Raw genomic sequence first — 20,736 nt, 5'->3', positions numbered from 1 at the left:
AAAGTTCAAAAAGAATTACTTGTGAAACATGTTCAGCATGCGCTGCGACACCATAAAGCCCCCGGCGATGTTAACGGTGCCAAGGAAGAGGGCGATCGCCCCTAATATCGTCATTGGTGAGGCGATGTTATTAGAAATTTGCAGCATGCCGCCGATGATGATGATGCCGCTGATGGCGTTGGTGACGCTCATCAGGGGAGTATGTAGGCTGGGCGACACGTCCCAAATCACTTTCCACCCAAGGAAGCTGGCGAGGACAAAGACCGTCAGGTGGGTCATAAACGAGGCGGGAGCCCAAAGGCCGATAGCCACACAGGCCAGGCCAATTAGCACGGGCCAGAGCAGCTGACTAAACCAGGACTTAGCAGCGGGAATTTCCTCAGCGGTGGGGGAGGTCGGGGAGGTGGGGGAGACGCTGGGAGCGGGGGCTTCTACCTTGGGAGGGGGCCAGGTCACTTGGCCGTTGTGAATCACGGTGGTGGCGCGAATCACCTGGTCTTCCATGTTGACGGTGAAATTTTCGGCTCCGCCCAAGTCGCTGAGCAGGTGCACCAGGTTATTGCCGTAGAGCTGGCTGGCCTGGGAGGCCATGCGGCTGGGCAGGTCGGTCAGGCCAATGATGGTGACGCCGTTGTGGGTAATCACCTGGCCGGGCTCGGTGACTTCGCAGTTGCCCCCCTGCTCGGCAGCTAGGTCTACGACTACCGAGCCGGGCTTCATGCTCTCGACCATCTCCTGGGTGATCAGCAGCGGCGCTGGTTTGCCGGGGATCAGCGCCGTGGTGATGATGATGTCGACATCTTTGGCCTGTTGAGCAAACAGGGCCATTTCGGCGGCGATAAAGGCTGGGCTCATCACCTTGGCGTAGCCGCCCTCGCCGCTGCCGTCTTCTTCGAAGTGCAGCTCGAGAAACTCTGCGCCCAGGCTTTGCACCTGCTCTTTGACCACCAGGCGGGTGTCAAAGGCTTTAACGATCGCCCCCAAACTCTTGGCAGCCCCGATCGCGGCCAGCCCAGCCACGCCAACCCCAATCACCATCACCTTGGCCGGGGGCATTTTGCCCGCGGCGGTGATCTGGCCGGTAAAGCAGCGGCCAAAGTGGCTGGCGGCCTCGATCACCGCTCGGTAGCCGCCGATGTTGGCCATCGAGCTGAGGGCATCGAGCTTTTGGGCTCGAGAAATGCGGGGGACCGAATCCATCGCTAGGACAGTGCCGCCCTGGTCGGCTAGCTGGGTCAGCAGCTCGGGGTTTTGGGCGGGCCAGATAAAGCTGACTAGGGTTTGCTCGGGCTTGAGCAGGGTGGCCTCGTGGCGATCGAGGGCGGGATGGTGCTGGGGCGATCGCACCTTCAGCACGACATCGGCGGCTTCCCACAGGCTGATGGCATCGGCCACTACCGTGCAGCCAGCGGCTTCGTAGGCGCTGTCAGTAAAGCTGGCCCCGGCTCCGGCCTGGGTTTCAACCAAGACCTCAAAGCCTAGCTTTTGCAGTTTTTTAGCGGTTTCGGGGGTGGCGGCGACCCGCTGTTCGCCCGCAAACACCTCCTTCGGAATGCCTACCTTAAGCCCTAGAGGGGCAGCATCTAAGGGAGCGGCTACAGAATTGTCTTTGGGTGCTGCAATGGTCATAGGGAGTTACGAGGGGAATGGCCTTAAACAACAAAAACGCAGGCAGGAAACGGGAGAATGACGATAAAAAAAGATCCCAACCCTAGCGCTAGTGAAACGGGATCAGAGGTAGTCAAATTTTGCGTCAGGCTCAGAGAGCGCGAGGCGATGAAGTTGTTCCTCGGAGGGGCAAGCGCGCAGTCGATGTAAACAGGCTCTAGGTAGTAGCAAAGGGGCAGTTCCGTGACATAACCCCCAGCTTCAAAGGAATTACAAGGAGCGTCAATTTAGTCTAAACGGCCTGGTTCTACCTATATTTTCTACAAAATTGCCCTATCCTGCCGACTACTACAATCTCCCCTACTGTCCTAGATGGTCTAGATATTCAGATTGTTTTTTGATTTCAACAAAATGAAACACTTTAGGGCAGAGTGCCTTGGCTAAGTAGAGCAGAGTAGCTGGCAGAATACTCGGCCCATTGTCTGGCATGGTAAAAGTACTGCCTGCCCTTAGGGTTAAAACTTCAAAAATATTTTATGTCTGACAATGTTATGGGAGCTGGTTGTCAGCAATAGAAAACAACGTCTTTTTTTGTTACAAAACTGGTCGTTCCAAACCAATTCTAAAAATTCTGCACTAAAGCTTCTACGAGTTCTAAAAACCCGGCCACCTCGGTGGCTTGGGTGACGTAGGCGGGGTGATAGGTAAGCCGAGGCCAGTATTCGACCACATTGGCCACCCCCACCGACTGGGGAAACAGGGCTGGGTTAAACATGCTCTCGTCGTTGGGACTGTCGCCCACGGTCAAGACCTCAGCGGCGGCGATCGGTGCGAAGTAGCGCTCAAGCACCCGTTGCAAGCCCGCCGCCTTAGACTGGCCCAGCGTAAACAGGTGGCACTGCACGGTGCTGTAGGTAAACCCCCAGGCCAGCGATTGGCACAGCTCTGCCATTTCATCTAAATCGGCCTGGGTTAGGCCCTCAATGTCAAACGTCCAGTCGGTGAGACGAAAGCGATTGTCGTCTGACTCGCGCAGCTTAGGCCACCGCCACTGCAGTTGAGTAAAGGCCTTTTGCAGCAGCTGGCGGTGGGCAACCAGGTTGGGAATTTCAACTAATGGCTCTGGCGGACCGTTGTGAGGAAAGTAGATGCCGCCGTTTTCGGCCATGGCCCCAACTACGGGGAGATAGTGGGCGAGGCCATTCACCCATCCTGCCGATCGCCCGGTGACAATCATCACCGGCAGACCTAAACCCTGGAGCTGTTCTAGCCCTTGTAGTAGGGCGGGGGTAAACTTGCCCTGGCGGGTGAGGGTGCCATCCATGTCGGTGGCTAGCAGCTGGGGTCGGGGTGAAAACCCGTGGCTGGGTAATGGTTGAACTTCGCCCATCGAGTTTACACTTTGTGGTTACTGTGGACAGGTCATTGTGGCTTAATGCACGCTATGAGCACGTTAGCACCCGATCAGCGCAACTATTACTATCTATTGGAAGGGGAGCGAGCGGGGGTGCACAAGCCCATTTTGGCTGCCCTCTACGCCGTGCACAATCAGCCCCAGCTCACCGACGGCGAAACCGGCCTGGGCATTGCTCCGGTGAACCAGGTGGACATGGGTGAGGTCGATACCTTCGCAGCCCAGGTCCATTACGCGGCCAATACCTTGCGCAGTCTTACCAACGGCCTCATTGAGCAGGGCTGGAGCGGGGCCGACATTTGGGATGTCAGCGTGGGGCGCTACAGCGATCGCTTTCTGCAAGCGGTAGCGAACGGCTTTACGCCAGCAGAGGGCGATCGCGATGCCGCCCAGCTTGAGCCCAGCGATGCCGCCGCCCTGCTCCAGGCTTACCTCGAAGACATCAGCACCGGCTACAGCGGGGCGCAGCTGCCCCAGAATGTGAGCCAGCTCGACTCGGCCCTGCTGGCCTTTGCTGAACGGGTGCCGCCCAACTATGGACGGCTCGACTTTCAGCGGCAGGCCATGGTTGAGGCGGTGCGGCTGTGGCGACAGCTCAACACGGCGGCGGCGGTGTACGACGTGTTGAACGTGCCGGTAGTTGGCCAGGTGCCCGATGAAGCGGCTTTGGACAATGCGCTGGTGGCCTTTATGCAGTCGGTGGGCCGCTACTACGCGGGCTATCCCAACCAGCGCGAGGCACTGATTCGCCTGGTGCAGCTGTGGCGGGCGATGGATGCGCGGGAAGAGGCGATCGCCTGGCTGCTCACCAACGATCCCTTTGCCCATGAAACGAACCTAGAGACCCTTGACTCAGCGCTGCTCGCCTTTGTGCAAAAAATACCCAGTCTCTACAACGGTCAAGGCGATCTGCGTTTTGCGCTAACCGACGGCTATCGCCGCTGGTTTAACCTCGACTCACGTACCACCGCTATTCAGCAGCTGGGAGTCAATCCCGATGACCTGGCGCAAAACACCGACAACCCAGCGGCCCTGGTCACGACCGCCCGCACCCTCGATCGCGCCCTGCTCGACTTTGCGGCCAATATCCCCACCACCTACACCCCCACCGAAGACCAGCGGGAGGCGTTAATTCGTCTAGTACAGCTGTGGCGGCGGCTAGAGGGGCGGATTCCCGCGATTCAGTCGCTGTTTGAGGATCTGCGGCGGCTGGAGCGCGCCGCCCCCTCGTCACCCGAGGCCATGCCCGCCCCGGTGCCTGCCCCGCCGCCACCGCGCCCTGCTCAGTGGACGCCCAACAATATTCAGCTGGACGCCAGCATTGTGCCTAACGGCAACTTTACCTGGTCGGAAGCCACCCGTGGCGGTGTCCGCATGCCTTCTAACCAGGCCACGGTAGAGGCCATCGTGCGTATCGCCGTTCTGGCCCAGCAGGCCCGCGATCGCATTGGCCGCCCCTTCTTAATTACCAGCTGGTATCGCCCCGCTGAGATCGACAGTCGGGTAGGTGGTGCCTCCGACAGTCGCCACATCGTGGGCGACGCCATCGACTTCTATTGCATGGGGCTCACGGGCAACCAGATCTATTGGGCGCTGGATCCTTGGTGGCCAGGGGGGCTGGGGCGTTACAGCCAGTTCCCGGCGCTGGTGCATTTGGATGCGCGCGGGTCTAAGGTGCGGTGGACGCGTTAGGGGAGTGGATGGGTGAGGGGGTAGGGGGTGGATGGGTTGTAGGGGCAGACTCGCTTTGCTTTCAAGAATTTTAGATCGGCGATTTTGGCAAGGTAGCGTGGGGCTTCAAAATTTACCTGGGCTAGTGCAAGGAGATTTGTGTGACCCACGGTTTAGGGAAGATGGCGGCTATGACAGCTAGCGATCGCGCTGCGACGGGAGCGGAATTGTGGGCCTGGCGCGAAAAGGCGTTGGCAGAGGCTCAGGCGGCGGGAGTTGACGCTGACGAAGTGGACTGGCTGCTGATGGCGGTGGCGGATGTGGAGCGGCTGTCGCTGCGGTTGGGCACGGTGCACCAGCGATCGCAGATCACTCTCCGCTATTCTCTAGCCGAATTGGAGCGTCGCTGGCAGCAGCGCCTTACGGAGCGAACCCCCGTGCAATACCTGGTGGGCGAAACTCCCTGGCGCGACCTAATGTTGACCGTGTCTCCGGCGGTGCTTATCCCTCGCCCTGAGACCGAGCTAATAATTGATCTGGCCGAGGCTGCGATTGCCCGTAGCCCCCTCAGAGATCAGCTGGCCCAAGGCATTTGGGTCGATATGGGAACCGGCAGTGGTGCGATTGCTTTGGGTCTCGCCCAAACCTTTCCGTCGGCTCGCATCTTGGCGGTAGATTTTAGTGCTGAAGCGCTGGCGATCGCTCAGGGCAACGCAGACCGCGCAGGCTTACAGAATTGCATCGCGTTCTACAACGGATCTTGGTTTGAACCGTTAACGTCCTACCGAGGCCAGCTCAGCGCTATTGTGTCTAACCCGCCCTATATTCCCTCGGCGCTGCTGCCGACGCTTCAACCCGAGGTGATCAACCACGAACCCGCCAGTGCCTTGGATGGCGGCGATGATGGCCTGGATGATCTCCGCCTGCTTGCCGCCCAGGCTCCCAAATATTTGGTGCCGGGGGGGCTTTGGCTAGTAGAAATGATGACGGGGCAGGGAGAGGCTGTAGCCTCCTTGCTAGAAGCGCAGGGAGGCTACCGCGACATTCAAATATGTCTGGATTTGGCGGGGCGCGATCGCTTTGTGCAGGCGATCTACGCCCCCAAACTCTAGCGATTGAGGAAGTTGCGCTGGTATTCCCAGAAGCGCTGCCACCAGTCGGCAGGCTCATCTTTGGGGCCGTCGTGCTCGGTGGGGCGTTGGCCTCTGGCCGGTCCTTGACCATCGCTGGGGCCATCCACCACCAGACTGCCTACGTAGTCGGCTTCGGCATAGACGCGGTCGATCTGCTCGCGAATTTCGGCCATGTCAGCCTCCGACACCACGCCGTTGCTGGTGGCTTTGTAGAACTGCACCGTGACCCGAATCGGGTAGTCTGGGTCGCGCTCAATGGCGAGGTTGTCAATCTCGGTAAACGGCCCTTCCACCGCGCCATGGCCGATGACGGCGGCTTCTACATCGCTGGGGCCACGGGATTCCATCAGGGGGGCGGCGGCCATAGGGGCGGGGGCCATACTGTCAAAGGATGATTGCCTCATTGGTGCCCGCTGTTTGAGTGGTACCTGAATCAGCAGCACCATATTTAGCCCCTCGGTATCATCCTCAGCGACTTCTCCAGGTCGCCCGTCTGGATTCTCCACTGCTTGAAAATCGCTCAGGCGTTGCCCCGTAAAGCTAGCCCGTTCGCCATTTTTGTTGAAAAAGAGGCGCTGACCCCACGTCTGCCCAGCCTCAAAGCCATCGCGCTGGTTGTCGATCACGGTGACGCTGGTGCCTTCGCGGGTGGCGAGAATGGTTAGCACCGCCGGGTCGCCGGGGCGCGACTGATAGTTAAACAGCACCGGGTTAAATGTGGCCATACCCTCTTGGGGAATCGGCAAAAAACAGGCCTGGGCACTGACCAGCACATGGCTATCACGCCTAGGGGCAAGGAGCGATCGCCCTCGCCCGCTCCAAGAATCTGGAGTGCTGAGATAGCTCCGCAGATCGCCGAGTACCTCGCTCAGTGCCACCCGACGCAGGTCTTCGCCGTTCTCGTTGCCCACCTGTAGAAAGAAGCTCTCTAGGGGAATGTCGGCGCTGATATCTGCAAAGTTGGGATGGCGAATCACCGGCATCAGGTGCAGCTGGTGCTGCCCGCTAACGGGATCCTGCTGCACCTGAATGGTCATGTCGCTGATATTGGGGCCAACGGAGGAGCCGTAAAAGCGCCCGGTGTCTTCCCAGGTGACATTGAGAACGTTTAGGTTGAGCGCTTCGGCCAGCTGGCGAGCGACGGGGTCGCTTACCATCGCCTGAGTGCGCTCGATTACCTGGAGGTAGCGGTCATAGGCCTGGCGCTGCACGATCGGTGGCATAGAACTTTCTGTAGGGGTGGCGTTGGGGCTGGCGTCGGAATTGGCATTGGGGTTGGGGGCAATCGGATCCCAGGCCTGAGTTGGGTCGGCAAGGGCCATGGGCAAAGCTCCTGCCGCAATTGCGCCCAGTAACCAAACATTCCAGCGGTGTTCCATCCTCAGGCCCTCGCAAAGCTATGCCCCTAACCTACGCGACGGCGGTGGCTAGCTCAGGATGGTTACAAAAACTGAAACTGCCGCCTGCTGCAACTCATTCACCCTCGCCAAACGCTATTCCAAAGCGCGAGGATCTTTCTCCAACCATCCTACTGTCCTCCCTTTGTCTCCCAACAGGGAGACTCCCGTGGCGATCGCCCAACATTGCTCACGATATCTATCTGATGACCTAATCAAACTTGAACCCCTGAGGGAAGTGCAATAGTTTTAAGTTGCTTAACCTTTACTGAAAGAAAGATTGATGTAAATCAATAGAGGAAGTAAGCATGGTAGATAAAACTACAGAGAGAGAAATTCAAGGGCTTGACCCGACTGAAACAGAAGATTCTAGGTTGGCGATCGCCGATAAAGATCGGTCTTTTTTAGAGTATGTGATGGTTGAAGGGGGCTTTGCTGAGCCCTACGATGCTAGAGACTTTACTGAAGTTGTTTTTCGCGTCATGCGCGATCTAATGACTACCGAATCAGCCGATCGGGTTGCCGACGAACTGCATGAAGAAGCCATGCCAACCGCTGAAAAAGCGTTGCAAATGGAGGTAACTGACCTCTGGAAAGACAGCAACCCCCTCGTCGGATTTTTGAGCCGGGTGCGTCCGCCTTGGCAGGGGCCAGGAATTTTCAAAATTGACTCCGATCGCTTCTTCTTCCGGGTAGCGAATGAAGGTGGTTTGCGACGCGACCCTACTAACAAAGACGCCGAGCGTAAGAAGGCTGTGAAAGCCGTTTTTACCGCCACTAAGAGAGAGCTATCCGAAGAGCGCATTCAGGAAATTGCCACCTGGCTACCTGAAAATGGCGTTAGAGAACTCTGGGAGCAAGCGTAAAAATTATCCGAAATATGACCTTGAGGTGCGGTGTTGCAGAGGCAATGGCGCACCTTTCTTGCGATCGTCCCCTTAACACACAGCCTAGCCAAGGCTGTCATCTTTCCTAGTCGATTCGCACCACTAGACCATCAGAGACAACGTTAATCTGAATAGCAGCTAGGGCGGGAGCGATCGCATCGGCCAACCCCAAATCTTCGGCTCGGTTTGTTGTCGTCACCGCAATTACTCTAATCCCGGCCGCTCTGGCCGCCTCTACCCCAGCGGGGGCATCTTCAATCACCAGGCAATTTGTTGGGGCAACGCCCAATCGCTCAGCCGCTAATAAATAGGGATCGGGTGCAGGCTTTCCCCGCTGTACATCGTCGGCGGTTACCATTACCGAGGGCTCTGGCAGGCCCAGATAGGGAAAGCGCAGGGATACGGTGCGGCGGGTGCCGCTGGTGGCGACTCCCCAGCGATCGCGCGGCAGCTCAGCTAAAAGCTCTTTTGCGCCTGGGTAGAGGATCAGCCCATTGGTGTCGTCCGCCTCAGCGGTTTCCTTAATGTGGGCTTCCTTAGCAGCATCCACATGGGGCGCAACCTGGCGAATAGTTGCTATCGTAGGGCGACCGTGGTGAATGCGGAGGATCGCCTCAAAATCAACCCCGTGGCGATCGGCCCAGGCCTGCCAGTGGCGCTCTGCTACTGGGTCTGAGTTAATCAGCACCCCATCGACGTCAAAGATAATCGCCTGGCAGAGAAAGTCCATCGTTGGGTGGCATAAACGCTATGGCCATTGTAGTTTTCCAAAGTTAAGCCTTGGGTGGTCGAGGGAACGCATCTTGGCATTAGCTAAACTTAAACTGCCTTAGACAAACACCGATTTCCCCCCATACTTTTATCCATTAAGGAAAGTACGAGGGGAACCGATTAACTAAGGCTATTGGCTAGCCTATCTTTGTTCTGTATCAGAACTGATTTGAACATTCCTGATTTGTAGGCTTGAGTGTGAGGGCGATCGCGGAGTCTCCTAAGAGCACCCTTTCAGCTTTCTTAAATCAGGTTTCTACTGTTCAATGTTGATGCTAAAGGCGCTTAATCCTTGAGCGGTGATGAAAAAGCATAGACGCCTTCGGTAGGGCCACCAACGGCCTTCCATGCCGAAAGTCCACCCTGTAGCACAGCTACACTGGCGTAGCCTGCCTGACGGAGCTGGCTAGCAGCATCGTCAGCGCTATCGCCATAGACATAGATATCGCGCTTATGCTCTAGGGCATTCTCAGCATTATCTAAAACATGGTCGATGGGCATGGGCACAGCGCCAGTAATCCGCTCGTTGTTGAAGTCTTCGCGACTGCGCACGTCAATAATAGTCAGCGCTGGCTCGCCCCACTGTAGACGCTTGAGCAGTTCTTCGGCAGGTGCTTGGTTGGCCGACATAGCGGGGGGCTTGGGCAAAGGCTTGGTCACTGTAGCCTTTGCCGATTCAACTTGGTCAGAAACTTGGTGGGACGCATCATCAGCTTTGCGAGCAAATTCTTCGGTTCGCTCAGGAACTTGGCTAACGACATTCCCTGCTGGCTCAGTCAAGTTTTGAGCCTGCTCGGCGGCCTGATTAGTGACATTATCGACTTGCTCAGGAAAATTAGTCATAGATTACCTCTATCAGCATCAATGGCCTTAATTTACTAGCTGGGCATCAAAATCTCATCCATCAGCGGGCATAATCCAGCAAAGGGCCATAACTACCGACAGATGTCTATTCTTTTCTAAATAAAAAATCAGATCAAGGCGAAATTATGGTCGGAATAGCTCTCTTGGATTCGTTGTCAGAGAGGCTGTTGTCTATGTTCCAACTACCACAATAAATCTAAAATTGCTTGTGCTCTTGCTCTAGACGTTAGTGAATTTTCTGTGCCTAACGAAGTAGAAGACTTGCTTCGATATCTTGCCTAGGAGAGAGTTTTGAAGCGCCATAGGGCTGTGATCTTAAACTGTGGAAGAGGTTGTTTTCTAGAACGAACGAGTAACGTCTGGTGCCGCTTTATGGGCCTGCTGTTTCCTAGAGGTTGGGAGCAAAGGGTAGGTGCTCTCCAAGGATTGATTGCAGGCTATGCCATTGTTTTAATGACGCGCTAAGGCGATCGCCATCGCCCAAGGTAGGTATCCAAGAGACTAGTCACTTCCTTGAACCCTTCGTAGACTACTTGTAGGATCGCCAGAGAGCGAGGGGAACTCCAGCTTTAAGCGGACGAGGTTCAGCCCGTCTATACCAATTTGCCGAAAAGCGAGCCACACAGGGATGTTCTCAAGCGCTCTTTCCTACCTCCCTTGGAAGGGCGCAGGGATGCGAGAGGATCCACGGTCTGCGTCGCTATTTCGTGAACTGGGTGTCCTCACATTCCGGTAAATTGTTGCCCAGTCGAAGTTGCCGCAACCTTTAAAGCCGCCAAAATCCTGTAAAATCCATCGAAAAATTATTTATCTTTGCGAACCATTGCGAAGAATAAAGTTTAATAAATTTGGCTTACCGCTTTCCGGGATCTTCTTAACTCTGCTGACCAGCCTGGGCTTACTATGGCTTTTAAATCTTTCTTTCCGTCGTTCCAGTTTCCCTAAAGCGTGGTTGTGTTCCTATGGTGACAGACTGCTCGGTATCGACCAGCCTGAAAGTTGGCCGTCTAGACAAAATTGGCGCTCCCGATAAGGCCGAAGTGCTCTCCCTGTCTGAGGTTTGGGCAAAGAAGTATGTCAAAGACCTGCATCGTCAGGATCAGGTGCTCCTGAACTTAGATAAGTCCCAATCTAGACCGGATGTCGCTCAAAAACTCGTCGATATCCTGCGCTCTGTCAGTGCCCGAGCCTGGAACAAAACGGAAACGCTGCTGTCTCGCGAAGTTCGTCGCCACCAAATTAGCCCTAGCTTAATTGACCCCTGGACCATTTCCAAAGATGTGCATTCGGTCTACGAAGAGGCTCTGGCGGCCTACGCCAAGGGCGTGACGCCCCAGCGATTTTCGGTTGCGGCCTCTAAGCAGTTGGGCGCTATTCGCCAAACCCATACGGCGGTAGACCCTAGGGTGATTGGGTTTGTCAGCATGCAGTTTCACTACTGCGGTCAAATGCTTTCGGCGGAAGCCCCCGAGGCCGAGCAGTCGACCCTGCAAAGCTACTTCAAAGTGGTTGACGATCTGTTGTATATGCCGCTGCACCGGGCCTACGCCGCTGCCGCCAACTACGACTACCATCACCCGCGTTTAGAGACGGTGCGGCTGGCGCTGCCGGCCACCAACCGCATTGCCAAGAGCATTGTGAATCAAGTGATTACGCTGTGCCCTGATTATGCGACCTATACCGGCCCCCTCAGTGCGGCCGCAGTGCGCACCTCCAGCATTCGCGATGTGGAGATGTTTCAGATTTATCTCTGGACCTGCATGCTAGAGAACAACATCTCAGCGATCGCCCAAGAGCTGTTCCCGCTCTGCGTCATGCTGTATCCCAGGCTAAAGGTAAATTGGGGCCTGGTGCGGCTGATGGTCAACCTGCTTGACCAAGAGCTTTCGGCCTGTGTGGGGTCGATCAATGTCAAATACTATGAGCCCCACTACACCGCCATGCTCAAGATGTTTTCGCCCTCAACCTTTCCAGAACCCGCCTAGGGGAACGCAGCGGAAATACGGCTAAAGAACAAAGATAGAAGGCCGGACTGGATCTGGCGTTTTGAGCCGCCTAACCTAGATCCCACCTGCTGGGGGATGACCCTGTAGGGGCGTACAGCGTGCGTTCCTACAGGATTCATACTGTCCTTCAGTAATGCCTGCAAGTCATTCGCACTGCAAGACCTCTTGGTAGTCCTCGGCTTTGAGCTTGCGTTCCATCAGGGCGGCGACGGCCTCTGTGGCTGAGATGTCACCCTTGAGCAGCAAGTACACCTGCTGGGAAATCGGCGCTGAGAGCTGTTCTCGCTGGGCAATGTCGTGGAGCACGTAGGCGGTGTTGACGCCCTCGGCGGTGCTGCCCAACTCTTCTAAAACTTGCTCTAAAGATTTCCCCTGGGCGAGGCCGTAGCCCACCCGGTAGTTGCGGCTGAGGGCGCTGGTGCAGGTGGCCAGCATGTCCCCCAAGCCCGAGAGACCCAAAAAGGTTTCGGGATGTCCGCCCAGGTGGGTGCCAATGCGCATGACCTCGGGCAGGGCGCGGGTGATCAGGGCCGATCGCGCGTTAGAGCCCAGATTGAGCCCTTCGCAGACACCGACTGCGATCGCCACCACATTCTTTAGCGTGCCGCCCAATTCAGCTCCCAGAGGGTCGGTGCTGGTGTAGGTGCGAAAGTGGTCTGAGGCAAACACATGCTGTACGGCCTCGGCGGCGGTTTCGTTGACACAGGCAATCACCGTGGCAGCAGGCAGCCCGGCCTCAATCTCCTTAGAAAGGTTAGGACCAGAGAGCACGGCCACCGCGTGGTTGGGAAACGCCTGCTGAAAAATTACCGATGGCGTCAAGGTAGTTTCCGGGTCAAAGCCCTTGGTAGCCGTCATCAGCACTGTGGTTTCAGGAATAGCCAGCGATTTGAGCTGAGTGACCAGGTCTAGCACTCCCTTCATGGAGATGGCCGACAAAATTACATCTGCCCCAACGACGGCATTTCTTAGAGAAACGCTGCCCGATCGCGACCAAAGGCGCACGGTGTGGTGGTTGGTGGCGGCAATGTGAGCCAGCGCACTGCCCCAGGCGCCGGATCCCAAAATGGCGAGGGTGACCGGGCGGTTTTTGTAGGTAGCAATAATTTGCTGGGAGGCTGGGGCGACGAGCATGGGGAGTGGGGGTGATGGAGTGGTGGGGTGATGGAGTGGTGGAGTAATGGGATGGGTGGAATAGATTCACTCCCTCGCTCCCCTAGCCCATCACTCCCCAACTCTGATTATGCGGTTTGCAGCGACGCCCTCTCCTCACCCAGCGCATAGTCGGGAATGCAGTTGGCGGCCATGAACTGGTGGTAGGCGCGAATGTCGCGATCGCACAGGTCTTCGCTCCACCCACAATACTCCTGTAGCACCTGGGCCACCACGGGCAACGCCGCAAAGCCATAGTTGTGGTGCATGGCCACGGTGGTGCGGCGGCGCAAAATATCCATGAAGGTGTGGGCCATCTCGGCCTGTACCGCAAACACAATCTGAGCTTGAATGTCGGAGGAGTAGTCGACGATGGGCTGGGCTAGGGTCGGGTGGCGATCGACTAGAGCGAGCAGGTCACCCGTGCGAGCGCCGTAGATGTTGATCAGGTGGTTGAGGTTGGGGATGCGGTGGTGGTAGCGATCGCGCCACTCGCCCAACCTGGGGTCGTCGAGCTGCATAGCTCCGGGTAAGGGGCGATCGTGGGTCGGGCAGGCGGGCCGCGTCTCACCTCGTTGGCGAAAGGCGGCATCCACTAGCTCTTCGCCCACCTGGCGATGGGTGGTGAGCTTGCCGCCAATCAGCGAAATTAGGTTCTTCGCCCCCTCCTGGCCATGGTCATGCAAAATGTGGGCGCGGGTAATGCTGCCGGTCTTTTTGCCCTCGGCGTAGGGTAAAGGCCGTACCCCGGCGTAGGTAAAGCGCACATCTTCCCGAGTTAGGTGGGCGGCGGGCAGCACGGCGTTAGTTTCCTTTAGCAGGTAGTCGATCTCGGCATCGTCGGCCTTGACCTGGTTGAGGGAGCCCGCATAGTGCTCATCGGTGGTGCCAATCAGGTACTGGCCCAGCCAGGGCAGAATGAAAAAGGGCCGTCCGTCAGACTTGGCTTCTACATAAAGGGCCGCATCGGGCGCGCCGGGGAAGGCATCGACAATAATGTGGCTACCCTTGGTGCCGCCAATCTTGCGATTCTGACTGACCGGCGACTGGCTGAGGCCGCACACCTCGTCCACCCAGGGGCCAGAGGTGTTGATGACCACCGTGCGATCGTGGGTCGTTACCTCAAAGGGTTGACCGCTGAGCAGATCGCGGCAGGTCAGACTGGTAATCCGCTGCTTGCTGAGGTGAATGTCTTCGACCTGGGCATAGTTGAGCACCGTGGCTCCGGCCTGCTCGGCGTCGAGAATATTTTCTAAGCACAGCCGCTCAGCATGCTCGGCCTGGCCGTCGTAATACTGGGCCGCCCCCGCCAGCCCATCTGCATCGATGGCGCGAAAGAGCTGCTGGGTGCTGCTGCGCGACAGCATGCGGTGGTTGGGCAGCGACTTGTCGTAGCTGAGCAGGTCGTAGAACACCATCCCTGCTTGAACAATGCGGTAGCTGCGCGAGCCGCTGCGATAAATGGGAATCGTCAACGGCAACGGTTTGACCAGGTGAGGGGCATTGCGCAGCAGCACCTCGCGCTCGTGGAGCGACTCACGTACCAGGTTGAACTCAAAGTATTCCAAATATCGCAGCCCGCCGTGGATGAGGCGGCTCGACCAGCTAGTGGTGCCGCCGCCAAAGTCGCCTTTCTCAAGCAGGATGGTGCGCAACCCGCGCAGGGAAGCATCGCGTGCCGTGGCTGCACCGTTGATGCCGCCGCCAATCACGATTAAGTCGAAGGGCTGATTGGTGAGGGTTTGCAGGTCGCGCATGAACTCTGGGGCGGTGGGGTTTGCGATCGCGGCTGACTGTTTTTCTAGCTTGAGCTTTTGGCGGTAAAGGATTTCTGCATCGGCTATACAGCCACTCAGGCCGGCCGGCTGTGAATGTAGCCAGTCTAGATATTTGGCCATAAGCCAACAACTGCCCAGGGGCATAGGCCTATATCTAGGGAAAGATGCAGGGTGGGATTCTATGATCTTTGTGAGTATTGCTCTGACGTTTGAAGACGCCAATTGGTCAATCAGCAGCGGCTTACGGATTAGCACCCTTGGTCAATTAATTCCCTTAACCCCTATCGAATAGGGGCTAGCGGGGTTCTGGCCCTCCCAAAGCTTGAGCAGATGGAGAGCAAAGATGCGATTTTTCGCCAAGCGGGGAGATACGCAGAAGAGAAGGGGCTTGGTAGGCTAGATCCACTACCGCTCCTAGCTTTTCGCCCATGCAAGTTCTTTCTCCTCAGACCTCTGCCTCGGAACCGGGTTTAGAGCCATCTCGGCAGACCGTGGTGCTCAACGTCAGCGGCATGAAATGCGCCGGGTGTGTGCGGGCCGTTGAGAATCGCTTGGCTCAGGTGGATGGGGTGCGATCGGCCACGGTGAACCTGGTGACCGAGGTAGCGGTGGTCGAAACTGACGCTGGCGTAGTGAGTGCCGACCAGCTGGCAGACCAGGTGACACAGGCGGGCTTTGCGGCGACGCCTCGCACCACCGATGGTGACGGTGACGACCTCACCGCTTGGGTAGAAGCCAAGCGAGCAGAGCAACAGCAGCAGGGGCAGCGGCTGGGGGTAGCGATCGCCCTGCTCATTCTCTCCACCATTGGCCACCTCAATCACTTCGGCTGGCTGACTATTCCTGTGCTCAGCGACCTGTGGTTTCACGCGATCTTGGCTACGGTGACGCTGGCGTTTCCGGCGCGGGAAATTCTTGTGGACGGCTGGGCTGGGCTGCGGCGGCTGGCTCCCAACATGAATACGCTGGTGGCCTTGGGCAGCGTGAGCGCCTACCTAGCTAGCGTGGTGGCGTTGGTGTTCCCTGGCTTGGGCTGGGAGTGCTTTTTTGAAGAGCCGGTGATGCTGCTGGCGTTTATTTTGCTGGGCCGCACCCTTGAGCAGCGGGCCAGATATCGGGCGGCAGATGCGCTGCGATCGCTGGTCGAACTCCAGCCCGCTGTGGCCCGGCTGATCTCCAACCCCGCCACCGCTGGCGTCGCCCAAACCGGCGTCGAGGTGCCCGCCCGCTGCGTGCAGGTAGGCGAGTGGGTGCAGGTGCTGCCCGGCGAAAAGATCTCCGCCGATGGCACGGTAGTCTCAGGCCAAACCACCGTGGATGAGGCAATGCTGACCGGCGAATCGATGCCGGTGCTGAAGCAGCCCGGCGATGGAGTAACGGCGGGCACGGTGAACCAAAGCGGCGCGATCGCCCTCCAGGTCACCAGCACCGGTCAAGACACCGTGCTGGCCCAAATGATTCGCCTGGTAGAAACGGCCCAGAGCCGCAAGGCCCCAATTCAGCGGCTGGCCGACCTGATCTCGGGCTACTTCACCTACGGGGTGATGTCTCTGGCTACGCTCACGTTCCTGTTTTGGTACTTCATCGGCCTGCACCACTGGCCCCAGGTGATGCACTCGGCCCTGGGCATGGCCCACATGGGTCATACCATGACCTACACCTCCTCGACCCTGCTGGTGAGTCTGAAGCTGGCGATCGCGGTTATGGTCGTCGCCTGCCCCTGCGCCCTGGGCCTGGCCACCCCTACCGCCATTCTGGTCGGCTCTGGCCTGGGGGCTGAGCGCGGTCTGCTAATTCGCGGCGGCGATAGCCTCGAAACCATCCACCACCTCGACACGGTTGTATTCGACAAAACCGGCACCCTCACCCTAGGCCAGCCTCAGGTGACAGCGATTCACGTGATTGCAGAGGGCCTAAGTGAGGCCGATATTGTGCAGCTCGCCGCCACCGTCGAAAGCGGCACCCGCCACCCTCTGGCCGAGGCCATTCACCAGGCTGCAACAGTCCGAGAATTGGAGCTACTGCAAGCTGACGAGTTTGATACCCAACCAGGCCTCGGCGTTGCTGCTCAAATCACTTGGCAAGACATTGTGCAGCCCTGCGCTCTAGGTAACCAAAAGTGGATGATTCAACGAGAGCTGGTGCTAGATGCCAAGGTGCAAGATCGAGCAAAGGCTTTGGCGGAAGCTGGGCAGACCGTCGTTTACGTAGCTCTGGGCGATCGCGTAGTAGGGCTGGTGGCGATCGCAGACCAGCTGCGCCCCGATGCCGTCAGCGTGGTTGAAGCTCTGCAAAAACAGGACCTCCAAGTGCGGGTACTGACGGGCGATCGAAAGGAGGTGGCAGGGGCGATCGCGGCCCAGCTCAACCTCGCTCCCAGCCAGGTCACCGCCGAAGTCTCCCCCCAGGGCAAAGTTGATGCGATCCGCCAGCTACAGGCCGAGGGGCACACTGTTGCGCTGATGGGCGACGGCATCAACGACGCCCCTGCCCTAGTCCAGGCCGATGTTGGCATCAGCCTTCACTCCGGCACCGACATCGCCATGGAAACCGCCGACGTAATTCTCATGGGTGACCACCTCTCGGGCCTGCTCGAGACCCTCACCCTCAGCCGCGCCACCTTCAACAAAATTCGCCAAAACTTGGCCTGGGCCTTTGCCTACAACCTGGTGGCTATCCCCCTAGCCGCTGGGGTGCTGCTGCCCACCGCCGGAGTCAGCCTCAGCCCCGCCGCTGCAGGCGGCATGATGGCATTTAGCTCCGTGGCGGTGGTGGTTAATTCGTTACTATTGCGTCGGCTCTCGTCAGATGCATTGTCAGCCAAAAAATAAAAAATCTGACTTAGCAAAGCTTACTATAATATGCAACTATTTTTTAGGAAATAACAGCACATGTCAACTGACATCTTTATTTCATATTCTCGTCGAGATAAAGCTTTTGTCCGTGCGTTATTCTCTGCATTAAACAAGCTTAACCGTACTATTTGGGTGGACTGGGAGGACATTGCTCCGGCAGTAGATTGGAGGAAAAATATTTATAAAGGCATTGAGCACGGGAATAAATTTATTTTCGTAATTAGTCCAGATTCTGTTGCCTCGTCCTACTGTCTTGATGAAGTTAATTATGCAATTAAGCATGGCAAGCAACTTGTTCCTGTTTTATGCCGCGAAACTAGTTCAACGCAATTACCTTTAGAGTTGGCAAAATTTCAAATTATTTCATTTTGTGGTGATATTAGTTTTGAATCTGCTCTAGAGAAATTGCTGGAAGCGATCGATACAGATTTAGAACATGCACAGGTATACACGCGATTAAAGCTCCGAGCAGAGGAATGGGGAAGAAATAATCAGCATGAGAGCTTTCTGCTTCGAGGGACAGAATTAGCAACTGCTGAACAGTGGTTGCTTGACAGCACAAGCAAAAAACCTAAGCCATCTGAAATTCATAAGGATTATATTACCGCTAGTCAAGATATGCAGCGAAAAGAAAATAATCGCTGGAAGGAATTGTATGACGAAGCACAAAAGCGACGTACAGAAGCTGAAAAAAGTGAAATTAGGGCACTTTGCAAATCTTCAGAGGCTTTGTTTGAATCGGGCCAATATTTTGATGCCCTATTTGAGGGCTTCAAAGCAGGTGCCGACTTTAAAGGCTTTGAATGGTCAGAGTCTGAGCCTAAAATTTACAATCAGCTTGTGTCAGTTCTTCAGCAAGCCAACTATAGCGTGAGAGAGTGTAATCGCCTGGTAGGGCATGCTACTGCTGTATCGGGATTAAGCTTTAGTCTAGATGGAAAGCTAGCGTCGGGTGACAATGACGGAATTATAAATATTTGGAATGTGGACGGTTCTCTAATTCAAACTATTGAAGCTCATGCGGATTGCATCAATTCAATCGCTTTTCATCCTAATAGTCAGCTTTTAGCCTCTTCTAGCGAAGACTGTACAGTAAAGCTTTGGAAAGTAGATGGCACATTAATTGATACCTTTACTGAGCATAGCTCTGATGTTGGAGGTGTTTGCTTCAGTCCTGATGGAACTATGATTGCTTCAATCGACGATGATGGAGTAATTAAACTTTGGCAGTTAGATGGCACTGTTCTTCAAAGCTTTAAGGGACACGAATTTGGAAATGACATTTGTTTTAGTCCCGATGGCAAATTACTAGCTTCTGGTGTAAGCCGTCCTTCAGATACAACTCTTAAATTATGGGATTTAGATGGCAATCTAAAAAAGGAATTAGAGCTTGAGCGGGGAGTACAAAGACTTAGCTTCCATCCAGAAGGTAAAATTCTCGCTGCGGTAGGTGGCAGCAATGCAGTATTGATTCAAATAGACGACTTATCCATTACTGAACTTCCCACAGAGAAATGGCAGATTGCTTCAGATATTTGCTTTAGCTTAGATGGCTCTGCCGCTGCTTATAGTGATAGCGATGGCAATCTAAAACTCTGGAAAAATAATACAGTAACAAGAGTATTTCGACAGAACTGCAGCATCAACTCTACTTGTTTTAGTCCAGATGGAAGTCTACTAGTCTCTGCAGGCATTGACGGAATATTGCGGCTTTGGCGTCTAGACGGCAATGGTTTAACTAAAATTTTTGATGGATACGAAGGACAAAGTTTTTATGGGTTGAGTTTTAATCCTGATGGCAATACTGTCGCAACTGGCGATAACGAAGGAACTGTAAGGCTTTGGAATCGAAACGGAGATCCACTTAAAATTTTCGATGGACAGCAAGGGATCGTTGAAAAAGTTCAATTTAGCCCTGATGGGCAAAAACTAGCTTCGACTAGTGCTAGCGATGGAACTATCTTCATTAGAAAACTTGATGGGATCTTAGTCTCTAAAATTGACACCGAAGGTAGAACTTGGGACATAAGTTTCAGCCCAAATGGTGAGTTTATTGCTTCTGTAGGTGCTGACAATGTTATTAAGATCTGGCGGATTGACGGCACCCTAGTCAAAACGTTTCAGGGAGATGAAAATCAGTATAACTATAGCGTTTGCTTTAGCTCTAATGGACGCAATATTGCTGCAGGTACGAGTAGTCGAAAGATTCATCTCTGGGATATCAACGGAACTCTTCTTAAAACCGTAAAGGGCCACGCACGTGCTGTGATGAGCGTAAACTTTAGCGCAGATGGACAATATCTTGTGTCTGGTTGTCGAGATAACACCGTCAAATTATGGAGCCAGGATGGTGAGTTAATAAAAACATTTCGAGGACATAGCAATTTTGTTTATTGCGCCAGATTTAGTCCTGATAGTCAAGTCATCGCCTCTGCTAGCTTTGATAAAACCGTTAAGCTTTGGAGATTGGACGGCAGCTTAATTGCTACCCTCAGAGGGCACAATGATGCAGTTATGCACGTAGAGTTTAGTCCTGATTCGCAGACTTTGATATCAGTTGGCAGAGATAATAAGATTATCGCATGGGAATGGAATTTGGGTTTAGATAGACTTTTAGAATACAGCCGTGATTGGCTTCAATATTATTTTCAGTCAAATCCTCAAGAAAATTTAGAAGCTACCTCAAAAGATACGCTGCTTCAACGTTGACACTATCTTCCTGGATTCTCCTGCATCTTCTCAGCAAGGGGCGCAGAAGCGTCGTCGTGAGTATTCACGCGGAGCGTAAGAACAATAGGGTACCCAGCTTAGCTACACAATGGAGGCTGTCATGGTTATAGCGCTTAGCAAACCATCGTTTTTGATCCATGGGATTCAGCTTGAGAAGGTTGGAAGCTGGAACTTGTTTAAATTCAGCGAGCATCTCAGTTACGAATGGAGCAACTTCTAGAAAAGAAAAAAGTAGATTAGCTCACGGTTGATGAAACTGTTGAGCTAAAGGCGATTGGATAGCTAGATCGCATTTTCACTCATATGAACGCCATGCAGTTGGCCTAATATGCCAATTCGTAATGCAGCTAAGCAAATTCATTCAAAATCGGGCTGGCTATATGTGCGAGTATTGCCACTCTCCAGAACGGTTGAGTGTCAATCGGTTCACCATCGAACACGTCATCCCTAATCGCCGGGTAGCTCCGATG

13 protein-coding genes are annotated in these 20,736 nt (G+C 55.2%); 6 read left to right on the top strand and 7 right to left on the bottom strand.

Annotated features, from left to right (window positions below; genetic code table 11):
* Positions 1 to 15: 15 nt before the first annotated feature.
* Entirely contained in the window at positions 16 to 1,629 is a 1,614-nt protein-coding gene (gene pntA / locus H6F59_RS01890) for a Re/Si-specific NAD(P)(+) transhydrogenase subunit alpha (protein WP_190694689.1), read from the bottom strand.
* A 601-nt stretch (positions 1,630 to 2,230) separates the two neighbouring features.
* On the bottom strand, positions 2,231 to 2,998 hold the full coding sequence (locus tag H6F59_RS01885; RefSeq protein ID WP_190694687.1) for an HAD family hydrolase: 768 nt from the start codon (positions 2,996 to 2,998) through the stop codon (positions 2,231 to 2,233).
* A gap of 54 nt (positions 2,999 to 3,052) precedes the next feature.
* Between H6F59_RS01885 and H6F59_RS01880 the strand changes: the two genes are divergently transcribed.
* Together H6F59_RS01880 and prmC are read left to right on the top strand one after the other, a co-directional pair.
* Entirely contained in the window at positions 3,053 to 4,714 is a 1,662-nt protein-coding gene (locus tag H6F59_RS01880) for a D-Ala-D-Ala carboxypeptidase family metallohydrolase (RefSeq protein ID WP_190694685.1), read from the top strand.
* A gap of 170 nt (positions 4,715 to 4,884) precedes the next feature.
* A complete protein-coding gene (gene prmC / locus H6F59_RS01875) occupies positions 4,885 to 5,805 on the top strand; it encodes a peptide chain release factor N(5)-glutamine methyltransferase (RefSeq protein ID WP_397192715.1) in 921 nt (306 codons plus the stop codon).
* Here the strand turns inward: prmC and H6F59_RS01870 are convergent.
* On the bottom strand, positions 5,802 to 7,148 hold the full coding sequence (locus tag H6F59_RS01870; RefSeq protein WP_242021213.1) for a hypothetical protein: 1,347 nt from the start codon (positions 7,146 to 7,148) through the stop codon (positions 5,802 to 5,804). The two genes, prmC and H6F59_RS01870, sit on opposite strands and share 4 nt — an antisense overlap.
* 383 nt (positions 7,149 to 7,531) lie before the next feature.
* On the opposite strand from H6F59_RS01870, the gene H6F59_RS01865 reads away from it, so the two are divergent.
* Positions 7,532 to 8,089, top strand: coding sequence for a DUF2267 domain-containing protein (locus H6F59_RS01865; RefSeq protein WP_190694682.1), 558 nt, complete (start codon positions 7,532 to 7,534; stop codon positions 8,087 to 8,089).
* A gap of 106 nt (positions 8,090 to 8,195) precedes the next feature.
* Here H6F59_RS01865 and H6F59_RS01860 read toward each other — a convergent pair whose 3' ends face one another.
* Both H6F59_RS01860 and H6F59_RS26200 read right to left on the bottom strand, forming a co-directional pair.
* Positions 8,196 to 8,840 carry an HAD family hydrolase gene (locus H6F59_RS01860; RefSeq protein WP_190694680.1) on the bottom strand — a complete coding sequence of 215 codons (645 nt, stop codon included), beginning with the start codon at positions 8,838 to 8,840 and terminating at the stop codon, positions 8,196 to 8,198.
* A 326-nt stretch (positions 8,841 to 9,166) separates the two neighbouring features.
* On the bottom strand, positions 9,167 to 9,724 hold the full coding sequence (locus tag H6F59_RS26200) for a rhodanese-like domain-containing protein (protein WP_242021212.1): 558 nt from the start codon (positions 9,722 to 9,724) through the stop codon (positions 9,167 to 9,169).
* A 983-nt stretch (positions 9,725 to 10,707) separates the two neighbouring features.
* Between H6F59_RS26200 and H6F59_RS01850 the strand changes: the two genes are divergently transcribed.
* On the top strand, positions 10,708 to 11,730 hold the full coding sequence (locus H6F59_RS01850; protein ID WP_190694678.1) for a hypothetical protein: 1,023 nt from the start codon (positions 10,708 to 10,710) through the stop codon (positions 11,728 to 11,730).
* A gap of 165 nt (positions 11,731 to 11,895) precedes the next feature.
* Here H6F59_RS01850 and H6F59_RS01845 read toward each other — a convergent pair whose 3' ends face one another.
* Entirely contained in the window at positions 11,896 to 12,885 is a 990-nt protein-coding gene (locus H6F59_RS01845; protein WP_190694676.1) for an NAD(P)H-dependent glycerol-3-phosphate dehydrogenase, read from the bottom strand.
* 107 nt (positions 12,886 to 12,992) lie between these two features.
* Positions 12,993 to 14,660 (bottom strand): glycerol-3-phosphate dehydrogenase/oxidase, encoded by a 1,668-nt coding sequence (locus tag H6F59_RS01840; protein ID WP_190694902.1) that lies wholly within the window; start codon positions 14,658 to 14,660, stop codon positions 12,993 to 12,995.
* A gap of 449 nt (positions 14,661 to 15,109) precedes the next feature.
* On the opposite strand from H6F59_RS01840, the gene H6F59_RS01835 reads away from it, so the two are divergent.
* Together H6F59_RS01835 and H6F59_RS01830 are read left to right on the top strand one after the other, a co-directional pair.
* Entirely contained in the window at positions 15,110 to 17,512 is a 2,403-nt protein-coding gene (locus H6F59_RS01835) for a cation-translocating P-type ATPase (RefSeq protein WP_190694674.1), read from the top strand.
* A gap of 60 nt (positions 17,513 to 17,572) precedes the next feature.
* Positions 17,573 to 20,245, top strand: coding sequence for a TIR domain-containing protein (locus H6F59_RS01830; protein ID WP_190694671.1), 2,673 nt, complete (start codon positions 17,573 to 17,575; stop codon positions 20,243 to 20,245).
* Positions 20,246 to 20,736 lie beyond the last annotated feature (491 nt).

The organism is Nodosilinea sp. FACHB-141, assembly GCF_014696135.1.
Taxonomy (GTDB): Bacteria; Cyanobacteriota; Cyanobacteriia; order Phormidesmidales; family Phormidesmidaceae; genus Nodosilinea.
This window is presented reverse-complemented; position numbering and strand designations above follow the sequence as displayed.

Coding starts and splice junctions, on each gene's coding strand:
- pntA (WP_190694689.1), bottom strand. CDS start 1,629: ATGACCATTGCAGCACCCAAAGACAATTCTGTAGCCGCTCCCTTAGAT.
- H6F59_RS01885 (WP_190694687.1), bottom strand. CDS start 2,998: ATGGGCGAAGTTCAACCATTACCCAGCCACGGGTTTTCACCCCGACCC.
- H6F59_RS01880 (WP_190694685.1), top strand. CDS start 3,053: ATGAGCACGTTAGCACCCGATCAGCGCAACTATTACTATCTATTGGAA.
- prmC (WP_397192715.1), top strand. CDS start 4,885: ATGACAGCTAGCGATCGCGCTGCGACGGGAGCGGAATTGTGGGCCTGG.
- H6F59_RS01870 (WP_242021213.1), bottom strand. CDS start 7,148: ATGGCCCTTGCCGACCCAACTCAGGCCTGGGATCCGATTGCCCCCAAC.
- H6F59_RS01865 (WP_190694682.1), top strand. CDS start 7,532: ATGGTAGATAAAACTACAGAGAGAGAAATTCAAGGGCTTGACCCGACT.
- H6F59_RS01860 (WP_190694680.1), bottom strand. CDS start 8,840: ATGGACTTTCTCTGCCAGGCGATTATCTTTGACGTCGATGGGGTGCTG.
- H6F59_RS26200 (WP_242021212.1), bottom strand. CDS start 9,724: ATGACTAATTTTCCTGAGCAAGTCGATAATGTCACTAATCAGGCCGCC.
- H6F59_RS01850 (WP_190694678.1), top strand. CDS start 10,708: ATGGTGACAGACTGCTCGGTATCGACCAGCCTGAAAGTTGGCCGTCTA.
- H6F59_RS01845 (WP_190694676.1), bottom strand. CDS start 12,885: ATGCTCGTCGCCCCAGCCTCCCAGCAAATTATTGCTACCTACAAAAAC.
- H6F59_RS01840 (WP_190694902.1), bottom strand. CDS start 14,660: ATGCGCGACCTGCAAACCCTCACCAATCAGCCCTTCGACTTAATCGTG.
- H6F59_RS01835 (WP_190694674.1), top strand. CDS start 15,110: ATGCAAGTTCTTTCTCCTCAGACCTCTGCCTCGGAACCGGGTTTAGAG.
- H6F59_RS01830 (WP_190694671.1), top strand. CDS start 17,573: ATGTCAACTGACATCTTTATTTCATATTCTCGTCGAGATAAAGCTTTT.